Below are 25,018 nucleotides of genomic sequence, written 5' to 3' on the forward strand. Positions count from 1 at the left end.
CCCAATTACTTTACGCTCTTACCGATCGCAATCAGGTTTTCCGGCGTCTGTAATCCCAATACTTTTTTCAGGACTTTACCATTGCTGTCAATGAACAGCAGGGTTGGATAGGCTTCCAGCGGATACACCTGCGACAGGGCAGGGCCTTCTCCTTTTTCCATATCCATTTTTACGTTAATAAATTTTCCGTTGTAGAACTCACCAACGGCCTTTTTCGTAAATACGTTTTTCTGCAACAGTTTGCAGGGGCCGCACCAACTGGCGTAGGCGTCCAGAAAAATCACCTTTTTCTCCGCTTTTGCCTTCTTCAAAATGTCTCTCCAGGAAGCTTCCGTGAACTGAATACCTTCGGTATCGTCACTGGTGGCACGTTTGCCGACTTTGGCAGGATTCGGCTCAGATGAGTTAAGGGCAGCGCTCGTTGGTACTGAATGGATTCCCACCAGCAGGATAGCTAGTAGCCAAATTACTTTTTTCATAGTCGAACCGGTGTACCGGTAGTCTTTTTGGTTTTCGGGATGATAACGAACGAACGGCCGAATTTCGTTTCCATCGGCGGGTCGTTTTATAAGACATAATTAGCTTATAGTAGAGCAAATTACAAATCATGTGCCATTCTCCTTAATCTTTCCGAACTTTGCGGCCGTTTTAGTCAATAACATTATGCCTGTTAAGCAAGCCGAATTCTTCATCAGCAACTCCGACCCGGCCAAGTGCCCCAAGCCCGACCGGCCCGAATATGCGTTTATTGGCCGCTCGAACGTCGGTAAATCGTCGCTGATCAATATGCTGACCAGCCGTTCGTCGTTAGCTAAAATTTCGGGTAAACCGGGTAAGACGCAGTTGATCAACCATTTTATCATTGATAACGAATGGTATCTGGTCGACCTTCCCGGTTATGGGTACGCCCAGGTCAGCAAAACCGAGCGTGAGAAATTTGCCGCCCTCATCGATGGCTATCTCACGGGACGGCCCAACCTATTGTGTATTTTCGTACTGGTCGATTCCCGAATCCCCCCCCAGAAACTAGACCTTGATTTTATGGCCAATTTGGGCGAAAGGGGTTTGCCATTCGTCATTGTTTTTACGAAAACGGAAAAATTGGGACTAACCAAACTTCAGGCAACGCTGGATACCTACCGCAATCGTCTGCTTGAAGAATGGGAAGAAGCTCCTCAGTTCTTTGTCACTTCAGCCGTCACCGCGGCTGGTCGGGAGGATATCCTTTCCTTTATCCGCCCGCTCAATGAAGGCTATAGAAAATAAGCGAAGTAAGTGAAATAGCCGGAGTTTCCAGAACGGGAAGCCAGGTGGGCCATATGCTTTCACTCATTCGCTTTTTAATAAGACAATACCCGCAGCAAAACACACGTTACCAATTTACAAAGTCTCTCTATGGAACCATTAAAACAGATTGCCAATGTGGCTGGCTACAGCGGCCTTTACCGAATTCTGAAACCCGGACGGGCCGGTGTAATTGTTGAGTCATTAGACGAAAAGAAGGCGAAAACCATGATGGGCCCAACGGCTCGGGTATCAGTGTTGAGCGATATTTCTATTTACGTTGATGACGATAGCGAAGAACAATCCATCTCGCTGGGTCAGGTTTTGCTGGCAATCAACGAAAAATACGGGGAGACGCTGGCCGTCGACCCAAAGGGGTCAAACAACGAGCTGGCAGATTTTATGGCCTCTGTTGTGCCTACCTATGACCGTGAGCGCGTTCGGACAGCAGATATTAAGAAACTGATTACCTGGTACAGTATTCTTCGGCAGTTTGCTCCGGAGGTTTTTGACGTGGCTGCCGATGCCCCTGCAGAAGAAACGACCGTTGAGGAGACTCCGGTAGCTGAAGAAACCCCGGTAACGAACGAAGCGCCTGAAGAAGAAGCGCCCGTTGTCAAGCAAAAGAAAACGGCTAAATCGCCAAAAGCCTAAACATACGCTTACCAGACGGGTTAGTACCCCAGGTAAGACGAATAAAATTCTTCATTTTCAGTGAGAACAGAAAAGCCGCGATGACCATTGGTTTCGCGGCTTTTTAGTTAGTAATTGGTGGAGTAAGTGGAGTGAGTAAAACGGTCGGTTTGTCCTTATTTCACTCACTCCGCTACTCAACCGCTTCACTAATCTACCGTACTCAGTTTCACCGTATTTGTCCGTCGGGCCTGGGTGAGTGGCATACTGAGCGTATTAATGAAAATATCGCCCGATTCCAGCTGGCCCTGACCAACGAGTGTTTGCTTGATCCCTTCTACGGTCTGGTCGACGGTTAAATTCAAATCCGGCTCGTAAGGAATTACCTGAACGCCCCAGTAAAGCCCCAGCGTGTTCCGCAGTTGAGCGTCGTTCGAGAATACGAACAGATCGGCTTTGGGGCGGTGGTGCGAAAGCCGTACGGCCGTGTAGCCGGAATTGGTAATGCCAATAATTGCTTTTGCTTTCGTATCACGCGCCAGTCGGCAGGCGCTCATCACAACATTGTCGTTGAGGACGTTCTCCGTTGGATGTTCGTTCACCTGGGCGTGGTAGCGATAGTAGATTTTATCCGTCGATTGCTCAACCTGCCGAATGGTATTGGCCATGCTCTCGACTGCCAGAACGGGGTATTTACCCGAAGCGGTTTCGGCGCTCAGCATAACGGCATCTGCACCATCCATTACCGAGTTGGCAATGTCATTGATCTCGGCGCGGGTTGGGCGTGGGGCATCGATCATGCTCTCCAGCATCTGCGTTGCCACAATAACGGGCTTAGCGGCCCGGTTGCACTTCTCAACAAGCATCTTCTGGATCATGGGCACCTCTTCGGCCGGTAGCTCAACGCCAAGGTCACCACGGGCTACCATCAGGCCATCCGTAGCGGCAATGATTTCATCGATATTCTGAATGGCTTCGGGCTTTTCGATTTTCGCGATTACGCGGCTCTTCTTGCCTTTCGACTTGATATATTCTTTGATTTCGATGATTTCGGACGCTTCCCGAACAAACGAAAGGGCAATCCACTCGGCGTCGTTTTCGAGACCGAACTCCAGATCGGCCCAGTCTTTTTCCGTAACGGCGGGCATCGACACTTTCGTGTTGGGCAGGTTTACGCCTTTTTTCGACTTCATCGAGCCACCGTAAACGACTTCCGTAACAACATCGGTACCTTCTTTCCGAAGAACACGTACCTCTAATTTGCCATCGTCCATCAAAATCCGTTCGCCTGGGTGTACATCGCGGTACATGTTTTTGTACGGGGTACTAACACGTTCGGCGGTACCAATGATGTCGTCGTTGGTGAAGACAAGTTCCTGACCGGCAACAATCGTAACACCATCTTTACTCTCTACATTGCCAATGCGGATTTTTGGCCCCTGTAAATCCTGTAATATGCACAGGTGGAGGTTATGTTCTGCATTTAGCTCGCGGATGCGGGTAAGCCGCATCAGGTGATCTTCGTGGGTACCGTGGGAGAAATTGAGCCGGAAAACGTTTACACCTGCTTTGGCGAGTGCCAGCAACTGTTCTTTTGTTTCGGAAGCCGGACCAATAGTGGCCACAATCTTGGTTTTCTTTGACATGGGACGGGAAAATTGGGCAAAATCGGCCAGAAGCCGGTGCAAAAATAACCGTATGGGCTGATAAACGGTGGTATTCACTGAAATTTTACAGGAAGAGTGGCGAACTCATAAACAATCCACATCGGCTACGATGCTGACCTGCCGTAATCCTTTATCCGTGAGGATGTCGTTGATACGCTCCTGAATGTACGTTTTCACTGCTTTTATATTCACTTTGTCGCGTTCGATCTTGATCAGAATATCGAACAGAAACTGGTTGCGGATACGTTCGACCAGCGGTTCTTCGGGACCCAGTACCCGGCTGCTCCCGAGTGCGTCGATCAGTTCGGCGGCCAGCCGTTCGGCAGCCTGGTGGCTAATGGCCCGGTCGGTGTGGCGAACGGTTAGCTTGATGAGCCGCGAAAAAGGAGGGTAGTTAAAGTCCTGCCGCTCCTGAAGCTCCTCCTTAAACAGCCCCTTGTAGTCGTTATCAATTACTTTTTGCAGAATCGGCTGCTGTGGATTGCTGGTCTGGATGAGTACCGTTCCCTGCCGCCCCGCCCGCCGACCGGCCCGCCCGCTCACCTGGGTAATCATCTGAAAGGCCCGTTCGGTAGCCCGAAAGTCAGGAAAATGGATCAGCCGGTCGGCGTCGAAAATGCCAACCAGACTAACATTGTCGAAATCCAGCCCCTTCGTAATCATTTGGGTACCCACCAGAATATCGACCTGTCCTCCTTCAAATTCCTGAATGATTTGCTGATAGGCATTTTTGGCACGGGTGGTGTCCAGGTCCATACGCAGCACCCGCGATTGCGGAAAGAAAATCTGGAGCTGATCTTCCAGCTTTTCCGTGCCAAAGCCGATGGTCTTCACTTTGGTAGACCCACAGGTGGGACACATACGCGGCACGCCTTCTTTGTGGCCGCAATAGTGACAGCGCAACTCGGCATCGCGCTGGTGATAGGTCAAACTAACGGCACAGTTAGGGCATTCAGCGGTCCAGTCGCAATCTTCACATTGCATATAGGGCGAGTACCCTCGCCGATTCTGGAACAGAATGCTTTGCTCTTTCCGCTCCATATTGGCTTCCAGGGCACCCAGCAAGACCGACGAAAACTCATTTCTCAGCGTTTTCTGCTTTTTCTCCTGCTGCATATTCACCAGCATGATATTGGGCAGGGTAGCCTCCCCAAAGCGTTGAAACAGTTCCACAAGTCCGTAGCGGCCCTGTTTGGCCTGGTAATACGTTTCGAGCGAGGGTGTAGCGGATCCCAGCAATACTTTGGCCTGCTGCCAGTGAGCCAGCATAATGGCCACATCGCGGGCGTGGTAGCGCGGAGCCGGGTCGTGTTGTTTGTAACTGGTTTCGTGTTCTTCATCCACGATGATCAGGCCGAGGTTATCGAACGGTAAAAACACCGCCGAGCGTACACCCACTACAAACTGATACTGTCCGGAAACAACGCCTTTCCAGACCTCCACGCGTTCATTATCGGAGAATTTGGAATGGTAGATGCCCATCTTGTCCCCAAATACGCGTTGCAGGCGCACAACGATCTGGGTTGTCAGGGCAATTTCCGGCAGCAGATAGAGTACCTGAGAGCCACTGCCGAGCGCCTGCTGAATCAGATCGATATAGACTTCGGTTTTGCCGCTGCCGGTAATGCCGTGCAGAAGCACAACGTTATGTTGTTCGAACTGCGTCACGATCTGGCTCGAAGCCGTCCGCTGGGCATCGGTCAGCTTGATTTCGGTCTGTAAGCCATCCGTTCCGTTATCCGAAAACCGGGGTTGTATCACGTCGAATGTTTCGAATACCTGATTTTTAATTAATGTCGTCAGGGACGATTGCGACAATTCATCGTCCTGATTCAGGATTGTTTTATCGAGTCCCTTTTCATTCAAGGCCGGTGTCCGCTGCAGGGGAACATGGCTCAGGTATCGCATAACGACTTCCTGCTGTTTGGGCAGTTTTTCGAGTCGTTGCAGTAAAACAAGCAACTGCTCGCGCTCCTCATAGGTCCGGTGAAGACGAATTTTCCGGACCATCTTGGGAGTGTATTTTTCCCGAACTTCTTCAAAAACGATAATGGCCTTTTTCTCGACCAGCGATTTAATCAGAGCCGCTACGTTGATGCCGTCACCCGCTAGTCGTCCCACTTCATCGTACGATAAAGCCGGGTGTTTTTTGAGTTCGGTAAGTAACGTTTCCTCGAATTCGGTAAGGAGTTCGGGGTAGTTGAAATCGGGATTGAACTGCACTTTAGACTGACTGGAAATTTTCAGGCCGGAGGGCAGTGCTACGTTCATAACCTCGCCGATACAACACATATAATACTCTGCAATCCACCTAAAAAGCTCTAATTGGTAACTTGTGGTTAAAGGGTATTCGTCTAGAGTTTCATTGATGTAACGAGCCTGGTAGCCTGTTGGCGGGGTATGGTGTAACCTTGCTACAATGGCCGTGAATACTCTGCCGTTTTTTTTGCCGAATGGGACGATAACTCTGGCACCAATTTTGAGCCCCTCCGCCATGCCTCTTGGAACGCGGTAGGTAAATAATTTAGGTACAGGAATGGGTAAAATTAAATCAGCGAAGAAAGTAATTTCTTCACTATCGAATGATGAAAATAATGTATTGGCTTGGTTTTCCACAATCTAGTCAGGTCGTTCAGTAAAGATACACAGAAATGCCCCAGCCGATGGCAAAGCTTTTGCGTAAAGTGGACTAGCTAACCCTCTGAAGTAAACAATCCATAGTTAAGAATAGAGTCGTTTTTTTTCGACAGGGGGCGCTCTGTTCCGGATTATATATCTGATTATTGATCTTATAGTAACTTGTTGTTCGATTTAGTGAACTATTCTTGTATGAGACAATTGTACATGTTATTATGCTTTTGGGTCATTATGGGTAGTCCGAATGGTTTTTCAGCCACGGGTGCCAGTCAGGCTGTTACTGCCGACGATCTTTATACCGTAACGGCTACGGGATCCAATGGGTGTACCAGTCGCTCAACCGTAACCGTAATGCCTTTCGTTTGTCCGACCGCCGTATGTATACCCTTAAGCATAAGGCGAATCAGGTAAACTATTTTGTGAAAAATAACAAGTAAAAAGTCCTCAAAGCGCAACCTTTGAGGACTTTTTACTTGTTAAGCCAGTAGCTCAGAGAATAGTCTGGTAGACAATCGGGCAGATTTATTACGCTATGAAGATATACGACGTCATTATTGTTGGTGGAGGTCCGTGTGGGTTAGCGGCTGGCATCGAAGCGGCCAAAGCAGGGCTCAGTCACTTGATTCTGGAAATGGGTAGTTTAACGGAATCTATCCGTCAGTACCCACGCCGAATGCGCTTTTTCTCGACGGCCGAAAATATTGAGATTGGGGGTTTGCCGTTTGCCATATCGGATGTGAAAGCTGGTCGTGACGAAGCCCTCCAATATTACCGGAAGGCAGCGGCCTACTACCACCTGAATTTTGAGTTGTTTCAGGAAGTCTGGCAGGTGAAGAAGAAAGATGAACTCTTTACGGTGACAACAAAAGCCGGGGCTGACTACCAGGCCCACAAAGTGATTATGGCAACGGGTTACTTTACCCGGCCTCGCTGGCTCAATATACCGGGTGAGAACCTACCCCATGTCTCGCACTATTACGACGAACCGTTCAAGTACTCATTTACCAATGTTGTTATCATTGGAGGCTCTAATTCGGCGGTTGAAGCGGCTTTGGAACTGTACCGCCACGATGTAAACATCACCGTTGTTCACCGGGGTGACGATTTTAGAAGTACGGTTAAATACTGGCTCGTTCCCGACGTGAAAAACCGGGTGAAGGAAGGACGTATAAAGACCGCTTTTAACTCCTGCGTCACGCAGATCGATGAGAAATCAGTAACGATTAATAACCTGAAAACCGGGGAAGAAACGCAATTGCCGGCTGATTTTGTCTTTGTATTGACGGGCTATATCCCCGATGCCGATCTGTTGCGCCGGTGTGGTATTGAACTGGATGCAACCACGCAGGTGCCGGTTTATAACAAAGAAACGTTTGAGACCACGATTCCCGGCTTATACGTTTGTGGAACTGTCATGGCGGGCATTTTTACCGAGAAAGTCTTTATTGAAAACGGTCGCGAGCACGCTCAGGCTATCATCGACCATATCGTGGGCCGTGAAGTACACAAAGTAGCTGAACTTATTCAGCGAATTTAGCGGTGGAGTAAGTGAAAGTAGGCGAAATGGTGGGTCAGGCACTGCTTCACCTATTTTCACTTACTCCGCTAATTTTACTAATTCGCAAAGCTATTTTGTTGGAAAAGCCGTTTTGCCGCAAACCATCGGCGACGTGATACCGGCAAAATATCGCCCGAACGTAAATAAACCAGGCCGCCCTTATCCGGGTCGTCCCGCTCCATTCGCTCGATATAATTCAAGTTCACAATACAGTTCCGGTGTAGCCGAACGAACCATTTGGCCGGCAACTGAGGAACGTAGTACTTTAACGTGCGCGGCATGAGCATCCGTTGTCCGTCTTTCCAATAAAGCCAGCTGTAATTGCCGGTAGCTTGTAAATAGATTAAATCGGAGACCGGAAAAACAAGTTGACCAGCTTCACGGACGTACATCTTGATGCCGTCTGTAGGGATTGGATTTCTTGCATGGGGGGGATAGGGTATCATAATTCGCTACTTTTAAAGTTGGATTAGAGTTTATTTGCCCTACAAAAAGAGCGCGTCTTTCTGTGTGGTAAATCAAATCTAATCAGTCAGGTAGCCGAAATATGTTTTTTGTTGTCAACAACCGTACATGGTAGCTGAACAGCAGTAAAAAGTAAGTGAATGGACGAAGCTATGTCAAATTAATTTCAGGAAAATCCGGGTCAAACCAGCAGTCCCTTGTTAAAGAGCATGCGCACGCTGCTTGCGGTTGAAAAGCCGGTAGATGATCGGGAAGATCAGCAGCGTCAGGATCGTAGCCGTGATCAGACCGCCAATAACGACAATAGCCAGTGGCTTCTGTGTTTCGGAGCCAATACCCGTAGAGACAGCGGCTGGCAGCAAACCGATAGCGGCCATGAGCGCGGTCATGACCACCGGCCGAACCCGCGACTTGACGCCCTCCCGGATGGCTTCATCCAATGGCATATGTGCTTTGCGATTGTTGTTAAAGACCGAAATAAGGATAACACCATTCTGCACACAGATACCGAACAGGGCAATAAAACCGACCCCCGCCGAGATACCGAAATTCATACCGGTGGCATGGAGCGCCAGAATACCGCCGATCAGGGCAAACGGTACATTCAGCAGTACAAGCCCCGCATCTTTGGCGCTGCCGAAGAGGATGAACAGAATCACAAAGATGGTTGCCAGACTGATGGGAACCACCTGCCCGAGTCGGCCGGTAGCCCGAACCTGGTTTTCAAATTCACCCGTCCAGTTGATGCCGTATCCTTTAGGAAGATCCTTTATCGCTTCGTTGACGCGTTGCTGTGCTTCGGCAATGGTGCTGCCCAGATCACGCTCCCGCACCGAAAATTTTACCCCGATGAATCGCTTGTTGTTGTCGCGGTAGACAAAGGCAGGTCCGGTAATGGCGCGCAGGGTGGCAATCTCCCGCAGGGGAATTTTATTGCCCCGCAGCGTCGGGACCATCAGCCGCATAATATCGTCTTCGGTGCGCCGGTAATCTTCACCGTACCGAACCCGAATATCGAATTTCCGCTCGCCTTCGTACAGAATAGAGGCCGTTTTCCCCCCAATGGCCATTTCAATAACCGATTGCGCATCGGCCGTAGAGACGCCGTACAGTGCCATTTTCCGGTCGTCGAACAGAACACTGATCTCGGGCTGACCAATGTTTCGCAAAATACCCACATCTTTTACGCCCGGCACATCCCGAATGGCACCAATGACTTTATTCGCCATTTTGTCGAGCGTTTCCAGGTCGTCGCCAAAAATTTTGACGGCGTTGCTGGCGTTCATACCGGCCACGGCTTCGGCCACGTTGTCGATGATCGGTTGCGAGTAGTTGTAGTTAATGCCCTGAAACTGCTTGAGCCGACCGTCCATTTCTTCGATGAGTTCATCGGTGGTAATATGCCTGGTCCACTCGTCTTTGGGCTTCAGGTTAACCTGCATCTGTACGTAATAAAAGCCGGATGGGTCGGTACCATCATTGGACCGGCCCGTTTGCGACAATACCCCGTTGACTTCCGGGAAGTCCATTAGCTTCTGACGTAAGGTATGGACCATGCCTACCGTCTGGTTGAGCGAGCTGCTCATGGGAAGTTTAGCCTCCACCCAGAGAGCCCCCTCGTTAAGCGTCGGTAAAAACTCCGATCCCAGCAGGGAGGCCGAAAAAAAGGTAACGGCCATGAAGCCAATAGCCGCGACTAAACTGATTTTTCGGTGGGCAAAGCACCAGCCAAAGCCCGCCATGACAATTCGGTCGAAAAAGTTGACCAGTGGATTGTTCTTTTCCCGAACGTTCTTTTTTAATAAAATAGAGCACAAAACCGGCACCAGCGTTAGCGTGAACAACAGGGCACCCAGCAAGGCGAAACCCAGCGTCCAGGCCAGGGGTGAAAACATTTTACCCTCTACTTTCTGGAAGGAGAAAATGGGCAGCAGGGCGGTGATAATGATGAGCTTGGAGAAAAAAACGGCCTTGCCCAACTCGCCCCCCGTCTTTTTGATCAGTCCCAGCTTCGCCATTCGGTTGAATCGGGTCATCCCAACGCGGTGCGCCTGGTGGTCGAGCGTGACGAATATCCCCTCCACCATCACGACGGCGCCATCAACGATGATACCAAAATCGACCGCACCCATCGACAGCAGATTTGCCGACATGCCGCGCAGTTTGAGGCACATGAACGCAAACAGCAACGCCAGCGGAATGATGATGGACACGATAACGGTAGTCCGCCAATCGGCCATGAACAGAAACACGATGACCGTTACCAGAATGATTCCTTCCGTCAGGTTATGGAGCACGGTTTTGGTACAGAACGAAATCAGGTTATCGCGATCATAGAACGTGACCATCTTTACATCTGACGGTAAAATACGGGTGTTCAAATCCTCAATTTTAGCTTTTACCCGCTCCAGCACCTCACTCGGATTTTCGTTTTTACGCATCACCACGATGCCTTCTACCACATCGTCGTCTTTATCGAGTCCTACCTGACCAACGCGTGGCAGATTCGATTCGGCTACTTCGGCTACGTTCTTGATCAGTACGGGGTTACCCGATAAATCTTCCACAATGAGGTTTTCGATATCGGCAATGGACGTGAGTAGCCCAATACCCCGCACCACATATGCCTGGCCGTTCCGCTCGATAACATCGCCCCCAACGTTGATATTGCTGCGGGTAACGGCCTGATAGACCTCCAGCGGAGTGATGTCGTATTTAGCCAATTGGGTTGGATTTACCCGGATTTCGTAGCTTTTTTCGCGACCGCCAAAGGCGACTACATCGGCTACACCCGCTACACTGCGGAGCTGCCGGTCAATAACCCAGTTGTGCAGGGTAAGCAGTTCACGACTGTCGCGGTTGGGCGATTGAAGGGTAAACCGGAAGATTTCGCCCGTTGGGCCGTAGGGCGGTTGCACATCGGGCGATACGCCTTCGGGCAGCGAGATCGAACGGAGCTGGTTGTTGACCTGCTGCCGGGCAAAAAAGTCTTCGACGTCATCCTCGAAGATGATTTTGATGATGCTGAGCCCGAACATGGTAATGGAACGGACGCTGGTTTTGCGTTGTACGGAGTTCATGCCCACCTCGATGGGCACGGTCACGAATCGTTCTATTTCCTCGGCAGAGCGGCCATTCCACTCCGTTACCACAATAATCTGGGTATTGGTTACGTCGGGAAAGGCTTCGAGTGGGGTGGTCATGTAGCTGGCAATACCGGCTATGATCAACCCAACAGTCATGAAAAAGATGAAAAAGCGGTTCTTCAGCGAAAAACCGACTACGTTACGGATAAAAGCGTTCATGGTTCAGGGTAATGGGGTGTTGGGCATGGGCAGAGGGCGATGGGTAGGGGCAGCGCAGCCAATCCCCTCAGCCCATCACCTAATCGTTCAGCGCATCGTACACTAACAGTTGATTTTGCGAGATGACCCGTTCGCCGGGTTTTACTCCCGTGCGTACGTAAGCGACATCGCCCAGCGATTTCAGCACTGTCACTTCACGCGTTTCTATATCAGAGCGGCCCCGAAAAACCATCACGTAATGCTTGGACTTGTCGAAAATGACCGATCCGGCCGGAACCGTCACCATCTGGCCCCCGTCATCGTACCGCAGCGTAACGGTGGTGTGCATTTCGGGGCGCAACTTCAGCCCCGGATTTGGCAGTCGGATACGGACGGTCATGGCTTTGGTACCGGGGTCGAGAACGGTGTACAGCTTATCCACATGGCCATGGAATAATTCGTCGGGGTAAGCGAGTGTCTGGATATCGGCTGTCATGCCAGGTTTGACCCGGCTAATGTCGCTTTCGTTCACGTTGGCCAGCACCCACACTTCACTGATTTGCCCTACGGTAAAAAGGCTATTGGCATTATCGGAGCGAAGCTGCGTACCCTGGTTTACATTTTTCTGGATGATGTACCCGTCAATAGGGGCTTTAACCGTATAGGTCGACGATTTGCCAACGCCATAAATATGATACACTTCTTTAATCCGGCTCACTTCGGCCTGCGCCCGCTCCACTTCTTTCTGGGCGGCAATGACTTCGCGCTGCGAGTTGAGTTTGCTCTCGAACAAGTCCTGAGCTACCCGGAGGTTCTTCTCGGCCAGCAGCAGGTCGGCTTCGGCCTGGGTGTTCTGGCGTTCAAAATCGGCTACTTCTCCGGAACGTATAGTGGCCAGCGTTTGTCCTTTGCGAACATAATCGCCCAGTTCCACTTTTACATTTTCAACGTTGCCGCCCACTAGCGGGAATACCTCGATCACCCGGTTTTCATCGGCCATAATGCGGCCTACCAGCGTGAGTTCGCTGCGGACCGGCATGGTTCGGGCCGTGTCGATCCGAATACGGCTCAGCATCGTGTCCGATAGCATAAAGGCGCTGGTTTCCTGAGGAGCTGGCTTAGGATGGCACCCCGGTAACAGGGCTGTAAGGGTAAGGCAAAAAGTAGCAAGACGCAGGAATTGCAGGGTTTTCATTTTCGGATGGATAAAGAAGTGCATTAGTTGAACAGGTCGTCGCCGATGAGGTAGTTTAGTTCTTCGTAGGCGTTGACGCGGTCGGCTTTGAGTCGATTCAGTTGCCGAACACTCTCATTGTACGTTTCAATCAGATCCACAAACTCCAGCAGCGAGATGTTCCCTTTCTGAAAGCTCGTAACAACCCCCTGGTTCAGTAACTCGAACTGATCGGTAAAGCGACCCTCCACCGACTGTACCATTTGCTCTACATCACGCACTTTTTGCAGGGCCGTAGCCACCTCATTGGTTACCTGCGTAATGCGTTGTCTGGCCAGTTGACTCTGGTAGCTGATCTGGCTTTTGGCTGCCCGGATGGCGCCCTGGTTGCGGTTAAACACCGGTAGGTCCATACCGACCGAGAGGCCTACGTAATTGGGAATGTAGCTGCCATTCTGATCGTAAGTTCCCCCCACGCGCAGATCGGGCCGGGCCAGTGCCTGCTGTAAAGTATAATTCAGCTCAGCCTGTTTTATGAGCGATTGAGCCGCCTGCAAATCCGGGCGGTTACGCAGGGCTAACTGCTGGAGTGAATCGTCGGGCTGCGTTGGAACATGGTACCGTGTCAGAGCTTCATTGCGCACAACGGGCTGAATAGGCTGGGTAACGGATAGTAATGTTCGAATATTTCGTTGATCTTCAGCTAATTGAAACTGAATTTCGGTGCGGTCGTTACTGAGCTGAAACAGCAGTGCTTTGAGTCGAAGTAACTCCCGCAGCGATACGTTGTTGCGGTTGTATTCGCGTTCGTACGCCGTTACGGTTGTCTGAATCGTGGCAATCTGCCGATTGTACCGGGCAAGTGTCTGTTGCTGGAAATAAATGGCATAAAATCGACTGCGAAGGTCGAACCGAAGTCCGCGCAGTAGATCAAGGAGTTCGAGCTCCGTCAGGCGGGCGGCTTCGGTAGCCAGCGCAACTCGTTTATTACGCTTTCCGGCGGTGTAGAGGAGTTGCTGAATGGAGATGATCTTTTCGCCCCCGCGGCCCACATCCGCAATCCGGTTCGTTTGGTTATTAAAGGCACTAAACTCAAGATTGGCGGTAGGGTTGTCGCGAAGACTGGCCTGCAGTATCTGCGCCTGGCCAATGTCGATCCGAAATCGTTCAGCCAGCAGCAACAGGTTATTTTTCAGAAACACACTATCGGCCTGCTGACGGGTAAGCCGCAACGAATCCTGTGCTCTGACCGGGTAGGCGAAAAGCAACAGCATCAAAAATATCCAGAAACGCATTACGGTGGTTTTGTTAATACCTTTTGCAAAGTTGCTGAATATGAGTCAGGAAGACCCTGTTGCTGACATTAGAAAAATATTAAAATTTAACCAATGCTTAATACTTTTTTAAGCTTTTTTTAAACTAATCTTGAAGGTACTTCCCTGATTTACTACGCTTTCTACCTGAATTTGCCCCGCATGTAAGTCAATGATGCGGGCACAAACGGCCAGTCCAACACCAAAACCCATGAAGCCGGAAGCGCCCGGTGCCCGGTAAAAGGGTTCAAAAATATGTAGCTTTTCTTCGTCACTAAGGCCAATGCCTGTGTCAGTTACACTGAGCCACACCCAGCCGTTCTCCGTACCAATTCGTACCTGGGCACGCTGGTCCTGAGCGTACTTACAGGCATTGTCGAGCAGATTAAAAACAACCCGTACCAGTAGTGCTTCGTTGCCTATTACGGATGTATCGGTATCCGAATCCGGAATTTGATCGTATTGAACGTGCACGGCGTAGTCTGGATGGGTGATCAGCAGTTCGTCCTGCGCCGTAAAAAGCACATCGTCGAGTCGTACAACGCTCATCGTAACGGCCTCCAGGTTTTCCAGGGTACGGGCCAGCACGAGTAAACTGTTGGAAAGGGCGATGAGCCTGTCGGTATCGGTGAGCAGGTTCCGAAGGATTTCGGCGTGCCGTTCAGCAGAAAGGGGCCGTCTGAGACCGAGCTGAATTTCGGATTTGAGGGCTGCCAGGGGAGTGCGTAACTCATGCGATGCGTGGGATACGAAACTACGCTGCTGCTCAAAGGCCTGCTCGAGTCGTTGCAGCACCGCGTTGAAGTTGACGGCCAGCTGGTCAATCTCATCCTGCCGATTTCCTTCATCAAGCCGTTGGCGAAGGTTACGCGCGGTAATGGTCTGTACCTGCCGATTGATGTGGCCAATCGGCTGAAGTGACTGCCCGGCAAAGAAAAACCCCAGGCCTACAGTGAGCCCAATGCCGCCCAGAAGTCCCCAGAAAAGAGTTAGCCGTAGATTAGCTAATTTACTTTGCCCAAACTGATCGTAGGCGGATGCCAGCACAACCAGCCGCTGGCCGTTAGCTTCGTACAGAATACCGACCAGCTCATTTTCTCCATTGGTCGTTTCTATTTCATGAGTTTTGCGAACGGCATCGAGCAGGCCGGGTTGATAGCGAACGGGGTGATCGTCCACACTGCTGTACAGCAACTCGTTCTTTTCATTTAGGATAAGGACTTTTTCATCGATCAGGGCCGTCAGGGTATTCCGGTCGATGATGCGCAGCAGATCGTTGTCTACCTCTTTTACTTCGACCAGAAACCGCACAGTAGTGCGCGCCTTGTTTTTGAGCCGATCATAGAATTCCTCTCGCCGGTACGTAGCTGACACTACATAGATAAGCAATGAAAACCCAATCAGAATAGAGGCAACGATTAACGTAAACTGGCCCGAAATGCGGTTGCGGATGGTCATGGTTGTTCATCTGTCAGTTTTGGTCTGGCCGTTCTGGCAGGTGATAGCCATCATCAGCAGGCCGGATAAGTTCATTATACACAAAAAGCCCGGCTTTGAGGCCGGGCTATGTTATTACAAACAAATAAGTCACTAACTCCGACCCCTACCGTTTACGCTTAGGCGATGTTCTGGCGGCAACCTCAGCTTGAAACTTAACTTTTAATCGCCGATCAAGCTCTTTATCCCGAGGCACAAAAATGCTGGTTTTCCCATCCGAAGATTTGAGCATCCAGTAGACGCTATCTGAGGTAGGGGGGATGGAGGTGTACGTTTGTTGGCTCATAACTTAGGGGATGATAATGAGTACATGCGCCCGCATGGCTCGATGTATAAAACATACAACCCCATTTTCTTCCGAATAGTGTCATGTGGTGGCGTGTAATACCACATATTATTTTGTAATGTCAGGCAACCAGTTTTTTTACATCAACTGCATTTGGCCCTTTGGGGGTCATTTCAGTCGAAAATGTCACTTTGTCCTGTTCGCCGATAGGCTCCTTCAGGCCATTAATATGGACAAAAATACTTTCCTGAGTTTGTAAATCTCTAATGAAGCCGTAGCCTTTGGAGTCGTTGAAGAACGTAACTACTCCCTGGCGAACAAGGTCCTGCGGCTCGCCCGCCTGTTGTTTGGCTACACCAATCTGAATATCTTCCTGATCAATGCGCTTCTTCTTGCGGGGGTCGGGTGGTGTAGATGATATATTTCCGTTCTCATCCACGTAGGCGAGCATATCATCCAGGCCAAGTCCTTTGGTGGCGTTGGCTTTTCTATCTTCTCTCTTTTCTTCTTTGTCTTTTCTCTTTTTCTGTCTTGCCTTCTCTTTTTCTTTTTTACTAAATGTCTCCATCCCTTGGTTTAATTCGTATGAGGTTAATATGCCCGGAAAGGCACGGTATTGATAGAGGGCTGGTCCAGAGAGAGTGAAAACATGACTATCAATGCGGATTTAGCCGCCCCATTATCTATTGAACCCCAAATAATTAAAATAAGTTGATGCCGACTGGATTGATTCGTTATCTATCTCACCGGGTGAGACAGATAAAAGATGGTTATCAGACTGTAAATGAGGCTGTCTGGAAAGAATAATGCCCAACTGCAAGGCAATTGGGCATTATGTTACTATACCTAATTTTATTTTAATCATTTTGAAATTCCGGGCAATATAGGTTAAGCAGCTAAAAATATCAATGTGACTGACTTGGCCGCTTTTATACCATAAACGACTTATTGCTGTTAATACAAGTGCTGTTTAATCGCGCGCATCTTAGCTATAGAATGGTACAGATAAGTTTGTTGTGAATTGATAGGCTTTACCTCTCAATTAGTAGTATAATTATGTTATATTCAAGTAAATACGTTTGATTTAGCCATTAATGATTAAAATTTAATTAAAATAGGTCTTTTGTATACTATTAGATTGAGTTTATTACATATAAACATTCAAATTTGGCTACTTTTAAAAGTAAATGGTTCTAAAATTAAGCTTCGTTTAGCTTTTTGGTGTATTTGGGGTATAAATGATAAACAGAGTTGTCGAATTAGTAACCAATCGTCCTATAACTATCCTCATAGTGTGAAGAATACGGAAACTGAAACTATATTGGCTGAGTGGCTGAGCGCCATGTCACACTTCCATGGCTATTATAAGGTGTTAACCATTCACGTCAGTGAAAATACGGGTAAGCAGATTCTGGCCTCGAATGGCAACCTACAAATTGGGCAGTGCTCCGTTGATGAGCTGACAGCTTTACTAAGCAGAATGAAGACTGAACTGGGAAAACTGTTTCAGCATGTTGACCAAATAAATACTATTGGAGAAGATCCCGCTAAGGTAGATTACAAGACAATTATCGGACACACGGCTGTACTTAAACAACTGAATAAAGAGGCAAAAGAGCACCTCTTTCTGGCATCTTTACCCGCTTCGTAAAGGGTGATCAATCTGCCAATGTCTACAAAAAAAATGGCCTTAACGATCTAAGAAAAAAAAGATACAAAGTCTGGAAAATAGATAACGCTATTCGTAGTCCGATTAAGTTAATAGAGAGGGGATGACTACCCAATCACAAAAACTGGAGTCTGTGTTTTTTTATTGCACCATTGCACTGTAGTTTTGAAACCCATCCCTGTTAATCGTTTACTTAAGCCGATTTATGTTAGCCAAAACGTTTGGTGCAGCCGTCTATGGCGTCAATGCCAGCCTTATTACCATTGAAGTTGTTGTTGCACAGGGTTTGCATTTCCATTTAGTGGGCCTGCCCGATAGTGCGGTTAAAGAAAGTGAACAACGAGTCGAAGCATCACTGAAATTCTTTGGCTATCGAATGCCGCGTCAGAAGGTAGTCGTTAACCTCGCTCCGGCTGATATACGCAAAGAGGGATCGGCCTACGATTTGCCCATTGGCCTTTGCGTCTTGCAGGCTTCTGAGCAAATAACGACCACCCGCCACCTCGAAGAATATGTCATCATGGGCGAATTAGCCCTCGATGGGACGCTCCGACCCATAAAAGGCGTGTTACCCATTGCAATCGAAGCGCGCAAGCGGGGCTACAAAGGCTTTGTGCTGCCCGTTGAAAACGCACAGGAAGCGTCGATTGTCAATCAACTGGATGTGATTGGGGTAACAACGATTCAGGAAGCCATCGAGTTTTTTGAAGGAAAGAAAGACATCGCTCCGCTCGAAACGGATACCCGCGATTTATTCATGACCCAACTCAATGCCTACGATGCCGATTTTTCGCACGTGCAGGGTCAGGAAAATATTAAGCGAGCTATGGAAATTGCCGCAGCTGGTGGGCATAACGTGATTATGATCGGGCCGCCGGGTGCCGGTAAAACCATGCTGGCCAAGCGATTGCCTACAATCTTGCCCCCGTTAACGTTGCAGGAGGCTCTGGAAACAACAAAGATTCATTCGGTAGCAGGAAAGCTGGGAGCCAGAGCCACGCTCATAGCTACCCGGCCGTATCGGTCACCGCACCATACCATTTCGGATGCGGCTTTGGTGGGTGGCGGAAGTTTTCCGCAGCCAGGCGAAATATCGCTCGCCCATAATGGCGTCCTCTTTCTGGATGAGTTGCCGGAGTTCAAACGGTCGGCGCTGGAAGTGATGCGCCAGCCGCTCGAAGATCGTAAAGTAAGTATTTCGCGGGCCAAATGGGCCGTTGAGTTTCCGGCCAGCTTTATGCTCATTGCCAGCATGAATCCCTGTCCCTGCGGGTACTATAATCACCCCGAAAAAGAATGCGTGTGCGGGCCGGGCGTCGTGCAGCGTTATCTGGCTAAAATCAGTGGCCCGCTCCTCGACCGTATCGACCTGCATGTGGAAGTAACCCCGGTGTCCTTCGACCAGATGACGGCCAATCGCCCTGCCGAACCCAGCGAAGTCATTCGCGAACGGGTGATCCGGGCCAGGGAAATTCAAACAGAACGCTTCACCAATCAGCCCGGCATTTACTCCAACGCAATGATGCCTTCGCAACTGGTGAAAGAGGTTTGCGTGATCAGCGATGCCGGCCGGGCGTTGCTCAAAACGGCAATGGAACGATTGGGCTTGTCGGCCCGCGCTTACGACCGTATCCTGAAAGTGTCGCGCACCATCGCCGACCTGGCCGCTACCGACGATATCCGCATCGAACACCTGGCCGAAGCCATTCAGTACCGGAGCCTGGATCGGGAAAACTGGGCAGGGTAGGAGTGATGACGTCGTAACTGCGCTCAATCATCTCCAGATGACCCGGCCAACGAGTACTTTAGACACACTAGCTAGTACTCGATCAGGGGTTGCTGATCGAATAGGCCCGCTGGTACATCAGCGGGCTTTTGCCCGTAATGAGTTTAAACTTCTTATAGAAACAGGTAAAGTTATTAAAGCCGCTTTCGTAACAAATCTGCTTGGTACTCATCCGTTCGCTGATCAGAAGCTTACAGGCGTTACCTATGCGGATTTCCAGTAAAAACTGCGAGTACGACTTGCCCGTTCGGGATTTAAAATACCGACAGAAGGAATTTGGAACCAAACCCGCAATTGACGCCACGTCCTGTAACTTGATCTTGTCGTGGAAATGGCTCAAGGTGTAGGCGTAAATGCGGTTGATGCGTTCGTTTTCCACCTCCGACGACTCGTACCGAAAGCCCAGAGAAGAAAGATAACTGCGTTCGTCGGACTCATTCGCGATCAGCAGACACTCCATCAGGGCCATAAGTCTGAAGGTACCTTCTACCTGACAGAGTGTCTCCATTTGCCTGGCCACTCGCTGCCCCATGGACCCGGTGAGCAATAACCCACGCTTCGCCTTGTCGAGCGCGGCTTTCAGGGATTTATTTTCGGGTAGACAAAGGAATGAATCACCCCAGAAGTTTTCTGTGAAATGAACGACCGTGGCGTACGGAAGCCGCTCCGATTTGGCTGCACAACACGCATTTTCTTCCCGGTCGTAATGCCAGTAGTGTGGTAAGTTAGCTCCCACCAGTACTACGTCCCCGGCTTTGAACCGGCGGATACTGTCGCCCACGAACTGAGTGCCGCTTCCCCGATGAAAATGAACCAGTTCCACCTCTTTGTGGCAGTGCCAGCGGTTGTTGACATTGGGGATGGACTCCTGCCGAACGCTGAATGATCGATTAGGCGTCGTTGCTACCTGCAAAAGATGAGCTTTCATAACATTAGTCTACAGCTATATACGTTGGATCTTAATCGATTACTACTAATCAAATAGTCTACAAAAATATATGATTACTCCTACTGACGTTAAAATAGCTTATTAATCAGATAAGATCGACGCATTATTGATTTATAAATAATTTTCCTTTGTATTCTTCAAAAACATAATCTATAGATAAAGAATAATAGAGTTTTTGAAGTCGCCTTTATGCCCAATTTTTTTCTTTCAAACTCATCCTTAACGTATGAAAAATAGACGATTACGAACCAAAAATCTGACGTTCTCGCCCGTCAGGCTCTGTCGAAGCTACTGGATGGGGGCAATACCTGCTCTAACCGCCATAAGTTTATTGGCAATCCCCGGCGTGTCGGTGGCGGGCCATGCCGACTTGTTTAAAACGCAGCCAGACCGTCTGGCCGCTATTCGGGCAGACCGCGGCATCAGCGGGAAAGTAACGGGCGACAACGGCGAGGTATTGCCGGGCGTCAGTATTCAGTTGAAAGGGACAAATCGGGGGACAACTACCGATGCTACGGGAAGCTTTCGGTTAACACTGCCCGACGACGCCGGAGCGGTGCTGGTATTTTCATTCATCGGGTACGTTTCGCAGGAGATTACTGTTGGCAATCAATCTACGATCAACGTTACGCTGGCATCGGACAACAAGGCCCTGGCCGAAGTCGTGGTGGTGGGGTACGGTACTCAGAAAAAAGCGGACCTGACGGGTGCCGTTTCTGCGATTTCTGCAAGCGATTTCGATAATACCATCAATACCAACGTTGGACAGGCACTTCAGGGCCGGGCAGCCGGTGTGCAGGTCACACAAAACACTGGTAAACCGGGCGATAACGCCATTATTCGGGTGCGGGGCGTCGGGACGACCGGGAATAGTAACGCCCTCTATGTCATCGACGGCGTGATTACCGACGGTGGTATTGCTAACATCAACCCCGATGATATTGAGTCGATGACTGTTCTGAAAGATGCGGCCTCATCGGCTATTTACGGGGCGCGGGCTGCCAACGGCGTGGTACTGATCACGACCAAACGGGGCAAAACGGGGGTTGGCCGGGTGAGCTTTACCATGTACTACGGCACCCAGAAAGCCTGGCGGCTACCCCGAATGGCCAATGCCCGCGAGTTTGCTACATTACAGAACGAAGCCCGGCGAAATGCCGGACTGACGCCTTACTGGAGTAATCCGGATTCGCTGGGTGTGGGCAATGACAAGATTGGCGAAATATTCCAGACGGCCCCCATTCAGAACTACCACGTATCGGTGTCCGGCGGTTCCGAGAAATCCCAGTATGCCGTTTCACTCGGGTATTTCAATCAGGTAGGTATCGGTATTGGTGTTGGATACGACCGCTACTCGCTCAATGTCACGTCTGACCATCAGGTACTTAAGAAGTTGAAGTTTGGCAATAGTCTGTCGCTCACGAGAGGGAAGCAAACCAGCGGCCAATGGAATGAAACGTTTGTGAACGCCATTCGCTTTTCACCAACGATTCCCAAATACATGCCCGATGGGAACTACGGCTACGGCAGCCGACCCGGCGAACAAATTGGCTACCTGTCTTCCCTGGGAAGTGCCTATCTGTTCCAGAACGACCTGACGCGTTACCGGCTGCTGGGGAATATCTACGGCGAATACCAGTTTACGCCCGAACTCAAACTGCGGGCAACCATTGGCGCCGACTTCATTCTCGAAAATGGGATCAACTTCGCGCCTACCTATGCCTTCGGAGGTCGGACAAATGTGATCAATACGCTCGACCGCTCGAATGTGATCAGCACCACCTGGCTGAATGAAAACCTGCTTTCCTACGATAAAGCCTTTGGCAAAAACAGCATTTCGGCACTGGTAGGTATCACGCAGCAAGCCAACCGCTACGACAATTTCTCGGCCCACCGGGAAAGCTTCCCGAACAATGACATTCGGGTGCTGGACGCCGGTGCGTTGAACGACCGGGCGCGGGGCAGTGCTTCGGAATGGTCGATCCGGTCGTTTCTGAGCCGGGTCAATTATAACTACGACGAAAAGTACCTCTTGTCGGCCAACCTGCGAGTCGATGGTTCGTCGCGCTTCGGGGCGGGCAACCGGTACGGTATTTTTCCGTCCTTCGCAGCTGGCTGGCGCATTTCGGGGGAGAAGTTCATGGAGAACATCCGAGCCGTCAACGACCTGAAACTGCGGGCCAGTTGGGGGCAGTTAGGGAATCAGGAAATCGGGTTGTATTCCTTCACTACAGGGCTGAACCTGGCGCAGAACTATGTGCTGGGGAGCGGGCAGACGGTGGCTCCCGGCGTGGCACCAACGGCCCTTGGCAACCCGAATATCAAATGGGAAACAACCACCATGCAAGATGTGGGCATCGACCTGGCTCTGCTCAACAACCGGGTGTCGGTAACGGCCGATTATTTCATCAAAGATACCCGCGACATGCTGGTTCAGGTGCCCATCCCCGGAACTACGGGGGTAACGACAGCGCCTTATCAAAATGTGGGTGCCGTGCGTAACTCCGGTTTCGAACTGGCCATCACCTATCGGAAATCCACCGGGGCTTTTAAGTATGATATCAGCGCGAACATGGGAACGATCAAAAACCGGGTGACGGCTTTAGCCGGTTTGCCAATCATTTCGGGAGTGTTCAAAACCGCCGAAGGGCAGCCCATCAGTTCCATCTTCGGTTATGTGCAGGAAGGGGTATTTCAGAACCAGTCCGAAATCGATGGCCACGCTACCCAGCTCAATGCCAAACCCGGCGACATCAAATGGAAAGACGCCAATGGCGATGGCATCATCAACGACCTCGACCGCGATTACATCGGCAACACCATTCCCCGCCTGTCGTACGGCTTCACTGGCAACGCCAGCTACAAAGGGTTTGACCTGAGCATTTTTATTCAGGGTATTCAGGGCCGCGACCTGTATCTGGATGGTACCGGCGGTCGGCGGTTGATGGATAATTTCGACAACACCACCGCCGACTACCTGAGTCGCTGGACGGGTCCCGGTACCAGCAATCGGGTGCCTCGTCTGGTATGGGGCGATCCCAGCAATAACCGGCGCACGTCGAGTTTCTGGGTCTATGACGCCAGCTACCTCCGCATCCGCAATGTGCAGCTGGGCTATACGCTCCCCAAAGGAACGCTGGGGCTGGGTCGCCTGCGGGTCTATGCCAGTTGCCAGAATTTGCTGACCATAACACCTTACCCCTGGTTCGATCCGGAAGTGGGCGCAGGTATCGACAACAACTTCACCGACCTGATGACTTACCCGCAACCCCGAACCATCCTGGGCGGTATCAACATTGATTTTTAACGGTCACTTAAACTCATTGGTTATGAAAAAGATAGTGTTTGCGGTGGCCCTGCTGTTAGCCGGATGCCAGAGCGATTTTCTCGAAAAACAACCCCTCAACGCCGTTACTGCCGATAATTATTACAAGACGTCGGACGATGCCGTCCGGGCAGTTAATGCGGCTTATAAACCCCTTATGTACAATGGCATCGGTCAGTTTGGTATCGGCTATTATGGCAATAACCAGGCGGGTGATTCCAACACCTACGGGGACGATGCCAACTGGGTAGCCATTGAAAACTTTACCGTTACGGCTGATAACCCAGCCATTCGGGCCTCCTGGACGTCATTCTATCAGGTCATCTTTCGGGCCAATCTGGTACTGGACCGGGTTCCGGGTATTACCATGGATGCTACCCTAAAAGCGCGGGTTTTGGCAGAGGCTTCGTTCTTACGGGCTATTTCCTATCATTACCTGGTATTGCTCTTTGGGGATGTACCCCTGATAACGAAGCCTCAGTTTCTCGCCAGTGAATTTCTGGTAGCGCGAACACCCGTTGAACAGGTATATGCGCAGATCATTACCGACCTGCAATCGGCCGAGAAAAGTCTGCCGCTCACCTATCCCGCATCGGATCTGGGCCGGGCTACCCAGGGGGCGGCCAAGTCGTTTCTGGCTAAGGTCTATCTGTATCGGAAACAGTGGCCCGAAGCCGCTGCCAAAGCCAAAGAAGTGATCGACTCGAAGGCGTACAGTCTCTTCGATCGCTATTACGATAACTTCGAACTGGCAACCGAAAACGGGAAAGAGTCCATTTTTGAAATTCAGTATGCGTCGTTTCTGGGTGGCCTTGGCAACCAGACCAACAACTACGATGCGCCCCGCGGCTCTGGTTTTACACTGGACGGCGGCTATGGATGGGCGCAGCCAACGCAGAATTTTGTGAACTCATTTGCGGCTGCCGACCCGCGAAAAGGCTACACTATTTTTCAGGCAGGTGATGTATTTCAGGGAATTACGTTCAATCCGGCCACATCCTCAACGGGCTATGGGTCACGCAAATATGTGGTTGGGAAAGGAGCAAACATTGGTAAAAGCGACGACCCGAAAAACTTTATCCTGATGCGCTACGCCGATCTGCTCCTGATGTATGCCGAAGCGCTGAACGAGTCGGGAAAAACGGCCGACGCGCTGGCGCCCATCAACCAAGTGCGGGCGCGTAAAGACGTGAACATGCCGCCATTGGCCGCTACGCTTAGCCAAACGCAGCTTCGGCAGGCTATAAAAGACGAACGCCGGGTCGAGCTAGGTATGGAAGGCCACCGCTGGTTCGATCTGGTTCGGTGGGGCGATGCCGCTGCCTTTGCCAAATCCATTGGCAAGACCACGTTCCGCGAGGGCATCAGTGAGCGTTTTCCCATACCCCAGGCCGAGCGGGATATCAACCCGAACCTGACGCAGAATTCGGGGTATTGAGTATAGTAGAGCCGACGCCCGCGACGACTCAGTATTTTTAGGAAGCAATGGCC

18 protein-coding genes are annotated in these 25,018 nt (G+C 50.4%); 7 read left to right on the forward strand and 11 right to left on the reverse strand.

What is annotated here, in order from left to right; all coding sequences use genetic code 11:
- Positions 1–5: 5 nt before the first annotated feature.
- Positions 6–479, reverse strand: coding sequence for a thioredoxin family protein (locus tag ACYVJM_RS14965; RefSeq protein ID WP_461149037.1), 474 nt, complete (start codon positions 477–479; stop codon positions 6–8).
- A gap of 184 nt (positions 480–663) precedes the next feature.
- Between ACYVJM_RS14965 and yihA the strand changes: the two genes are divergently transcribed.
- Complete coding sequence (gene yihA / locus ACYVJM_RS14970) at positions 664–1,266, forward strand: ribosome biogenesis GTP-binding protein YihA/YsxC (RefSeq protein ID WP_461149038.1); 603 nt, start codon at positions 664–666, stop codon at positions 1,264–1,266.
- A 129-nt stretch (positions 1,267–1,395) separates the two neighbouring features.
- A complete protein-coding gene (locus tag ACYVJM_RS14975; protein WP_461149039.1) occupies positions 1,396–1,938 on the forward strand; it encodes a DUF5606 family protein in 543 nt (180 codons plus the stop codon).
- A gap of 188 nt (positions 1,939–2,126) precedes the next feature.
- Here ACYVJM_RS14975 and pyk read toward each other — a convergent pair whose 3' ends face one another.
- Positions 2,127–3,563: a pyruvate kinase gene (pyk, locus tag ACYVJM_RS14980; protein WP_461149040.1), complete on the reverse strand. Its 1,437-nt coding sequence runs from the start codon at positions 3,561–3,563 to the stop codon at positions 2,127–2,129.
- Positions 3,564–3,668: 105 nt separating this feature from the next.
- A complete protein-coding gene (gene priA, locus ACYVJM_RS14985) occupies positions 3,669–6,200 on the reverse strand; it encodes a replication restart helicase PriA (RefSeq protein WP_461149041.1) in 2,532 nt (843 codons plus the stop codon).
- A 553-nt stretch (positions 6,201–6,753) separates the two neighbouring features.
- Here priA and ACYVJM_RS14990 point away from each other — a divergent pair.
- Positions 6,754–7,758, forward strand: coding sequence for a YpdA family putative bacillithiol disulfide reductase (locus ACYVJM_RS14990; protein ID WP_461149042.1), 1,005 nt, complete (start codon positions 6,754–6,756; stop codon positions 7,756–7,758).
- A gap of 77 nt (positions 7,759–7,835) precedes the next feature.
- On the opposite strand, the gene ACYVJM_RS14995 is transcribed toward ACYVJM_RS14990, so the two are convergent.
- The 7 genes from ACYVJM_RS14995 to ACYVJM_RS15025 form a co-directional block, all read right to left on the reverse strand.
- Positions 7,836–8,225 (reverse strand): LytR/AlgR family response regulator transcription factor, encoded by a 390-nt coding sequence (locus ACYVJM_RS14995; protein ID WP_461149043.1) that lies wholly within the window; start codon positions 8,223–8,225, stop codon positions 7,836–7,838.
- A 219-nt stretch (positions 8,226–8,444) separates the two neighbouring features.
- Positions 8,445–11,549 carry an efflux RND transporter permease subunit gene (locus tag ACYVJM_RS15000; protein ID WP_461149044.1) on the reverse strand — a complete coding sequence of 1,035 codons (3,105 nt, stop codon included), beginning with the start codon at positions 11,547–11,549 and terminating at the stop codon, positions 8,445–8,447.
- Between the two features lie 79 nt (positions 11,550–11,628).
- Positions 11,629–12,723, reverse strand: coding sequence for an efflux RND transporter periplasmic adaptor subunit (locus ACYVJM_RS15005; protein ID WP_461149045.1), 1,095 nt, complete (start codon positions 12,721–12,723; stop codon positions 11,629–11,631).
- A 23-nt stretch (positions 12,724–12,746) separates the two neighbouring features.
- Complete coding sequence (locus tag ACYVJM_RS15010; RefSeq protein ID WP_461149046.1) at positions 12,747–13,997, reverse strand: TolC family protein; 1,251 nt, start codon at positions 13,995–13,997, stop codon at positions 12,747–12,749.
- A gap of 108 nt (positions 13,998–14,105) precedes the next feature.
- Positions 14,106–15,473 carry a HAMP domain-containing sensor histidine kinase gene (locus ACYVJM_RS15015; protein WP_461149047.1) on the reverse strand — a complete coding sequence of 456 codons (1,368 nt, stop codon included), beginning with the start codon at positions 15,471–15,473 and terminating at the stop codon, positions 14,106–14,108.
- 145 nt (positions 15,474–15,618) lie between these two features.
- Positions 15,619–15,798 (reverse strand): hypothetical protein, encoded by a 180-nt coding sequence (locus ACYVJM_RS15020; protein ID WP_097126898.1) that lies wholly within the window; start codon positions 15,796–15,798, stop codon positions 15,619–15,621.
- Between the two features lie 121 nt (positions 15,799–15,919).
- Complete coding sequence (locus tag ACYVJM_RS15025) at positions 15,920–16,366, reverse strand: cold-shock protein (protein ID WP_461149048.1); 447 nt, start codon at positions 16,364–16,366, stop codon at positions 15,920–15,922.
- Positions 16,367–17,092: 726 nt separating this feature from the next.
- Between ACYVJM_RS15025 and ACYVJM_RS15030 the strand changes: the two genes are divergently transcribed.
- Complete coding sequence (locus tag ACYVJM_RS15030; protein ID WP_461149049.1) at positions 17,093–17,449, forward strand: hypothetical protein; 357 nt, start codon at positions 17,093–17,095, stop codon at positions 17,447–17,449.
- A 223-nt stretch (positions 17,450–17,672) separates the two neighbouring features.
- On the forward strand, positions 17,673–19,214 hold the full coding sequence (locus ACYVJM_RS15035; protein WP_461149050.1) for a YifB family Mg chelatase-like AAA ATPase: 1,542 nt from the start codon (positions 17,673–17,675) through the stop codon (positions 19,212–19,214).
- A gap of 82 nt (positions 19,215–19,296) precedes the next feature.
- On the opposite strand, the gene ACYVJM_RS15040 is transcribed toward ACYVJM_RS15035, so the two are convergent.
- Positions 19,297–20,181, reverse strand: coding sequence for an AraC family transcriptional regulator (locus tag ACYVJM_RS15040; protein ID WP_461149051.1), 885 nt, complete (start codon positions 20,179–20,181; stop codon positions 19,297–19,299).
- A 247-nt stretch (positions 20,182–20,428) separates the two neighbouring features.
- Between ACYVJM_RS15040 and ACYVJM_RS15045 the strand changes: the two genes are divergently transcribed.
- Together ACYVJM_RS15045 and ACYVJM_RS15050 are read left to right on the forward strand one after the other, a co-directional pair.
- Positions 20,429–23,509 carry a SusC/RagA family TonB-linked outer membrane protein gene (locus ACYVJM_RS15045; protein ID WP_461149052.1) on the forward strand — a complete coding sequence of 1,027 codons (3,081 nt, stop codon included), beginning with the start codon at positions 20,429–20,431 and terminating at the stop codon, positions 23,507–23,509.
- Between the two features lie 22 nt (positions 23,510–23,531).
- Positions 23,532–24,965: a RagB/SusD family nutrient uptake outer membrane protein gene (locus tag ACYVJM_RS15050; protein ID WP_461149053.1), complete on the forward strand. Its 1,434-nt coding sequence runs from the start codon at positions 23,532–23,534 to the stop codon at positions 24,963–24,965.
- Positions 24,966–25,018 lie beyond the last annotated feature (53 nt).

The sequence above is a fragment of the Spirosoma pulveris genome (assembly GCF_054781875.1).

Bases quoted from the DNA above. Each gene is read 5' to 3' on its own strand.
- ACYVJM_RS14965 (WP_461149037.1), bottom strand. From the start codon at position 479: ATGAAAAAAGTAATTTGGCTACTAGCTATCCTGCTGGTGGGAATCCAT.
- yihA (WP_461149038.1), top strand. From the start codon at position 664: ATGCCTGTTAAGCAAGCCGAATTCTTCATCAGCAACTCCGACCCGGCC.
- ACYVJM_RS14975 (WP_461149039.1), top strand. From the start codon at position 1,396: ATGGAACCATTAAAACAGATTGCCAATGTGGCTGGCTACAGCGGCCTT.
- pyk (WP_461149040.1), bottom strand. From the start codon at position 3,563: ATGTCAAAGAAAACCAAGATTGTGGCCACTATTGGTCCGGCTTCCGAA.
- ACYVJM_RS14990 (WP_461149042.1), top strand. From the start codon at position 6,754: ATGAAGATATACGACGTCATTATTGTTGGTGGAGGTCCGTGTGGGTTA.
- ACYVJM_RS14995 (WP_461149043.1), bottom strand. From the start codon at position 8,225: ATGATACCCTATCCCCCCCATGCAAGAAATCCAATCCCTACAGACGGC.
- ACYVJM_RS15000 (WP_461149044.1), bottom strand. From the start codon at position 11,549: ATGAACGCTTTTATCCGTAACGTAGTCGGTTTTTCGCTGAAGAACCGC.
- ACYVJM_RS15005 (WP_461149045.1), bottom strand. From the start codon at position 12,723: ATGAAAACCCTGCAATTCCTGCGTCTTGCTACTTTTTGCCTTACCCTT.
- ACYVJM_RS15010 (WP_461149046.1), bottom strand. From the start codon at position 13,997: ATGCGTTTCTGGATATTTTTGATGCTGTTGCTTTTCGCCTACCCGGTC.
- ACYVJM_RS15015 (WP_461149047.1), bottom strand. From the start codon at position 15,473: ATGACCATCCGCAACCGCATTTCGGGCCAGTTTACGTTAATCGTTGCC.
- ACYVJM_RS15020 (WP_097126898.1), bottom strand. From the start codon at position 15,798: ATGAGCCAACAAACGTACACCTCCATCCCCCCTACCTCAGATAGCGTC.
- ACYVJM_RS15025 (WP_461149048.1), bottom strand. From the start codon at position 16,366: ATGGAGACATTTAGTAAAAAAGAAAAAGAGAAGGCAAGACAGAAAAAG.
- ACYVJM_RS15035 (WP_461149050.1), top strand. From the start codon at position 17,673: ATGTTAGCCAAAACGTTTGGTGCAGCCGTCTATGGCGTCAATGCCAGC.
- ACYVJM_RS15040 (WP_461149051.1), bottom strand. From the start codon at position 20,181: ATGAAAGCTCATCTTTTGCAGGTAGCAACGACGCCTAATCGATCATTC.
- ACYVJM_RS15045 (WP_461149052.1), top strand. From the start codon at position 20,429: ATGAAAAATAGACGATTACGAACCAAAAATCTGACGTTCTCGCCCGTC.
- ACYVJM_RS15050 (WP_461149053.1), top strand. From the start codon at position 23,532: ATGAAAAAGATAGTGTTTGCGGTGGCCCTGCTGTTAGCCGGATGCCAG.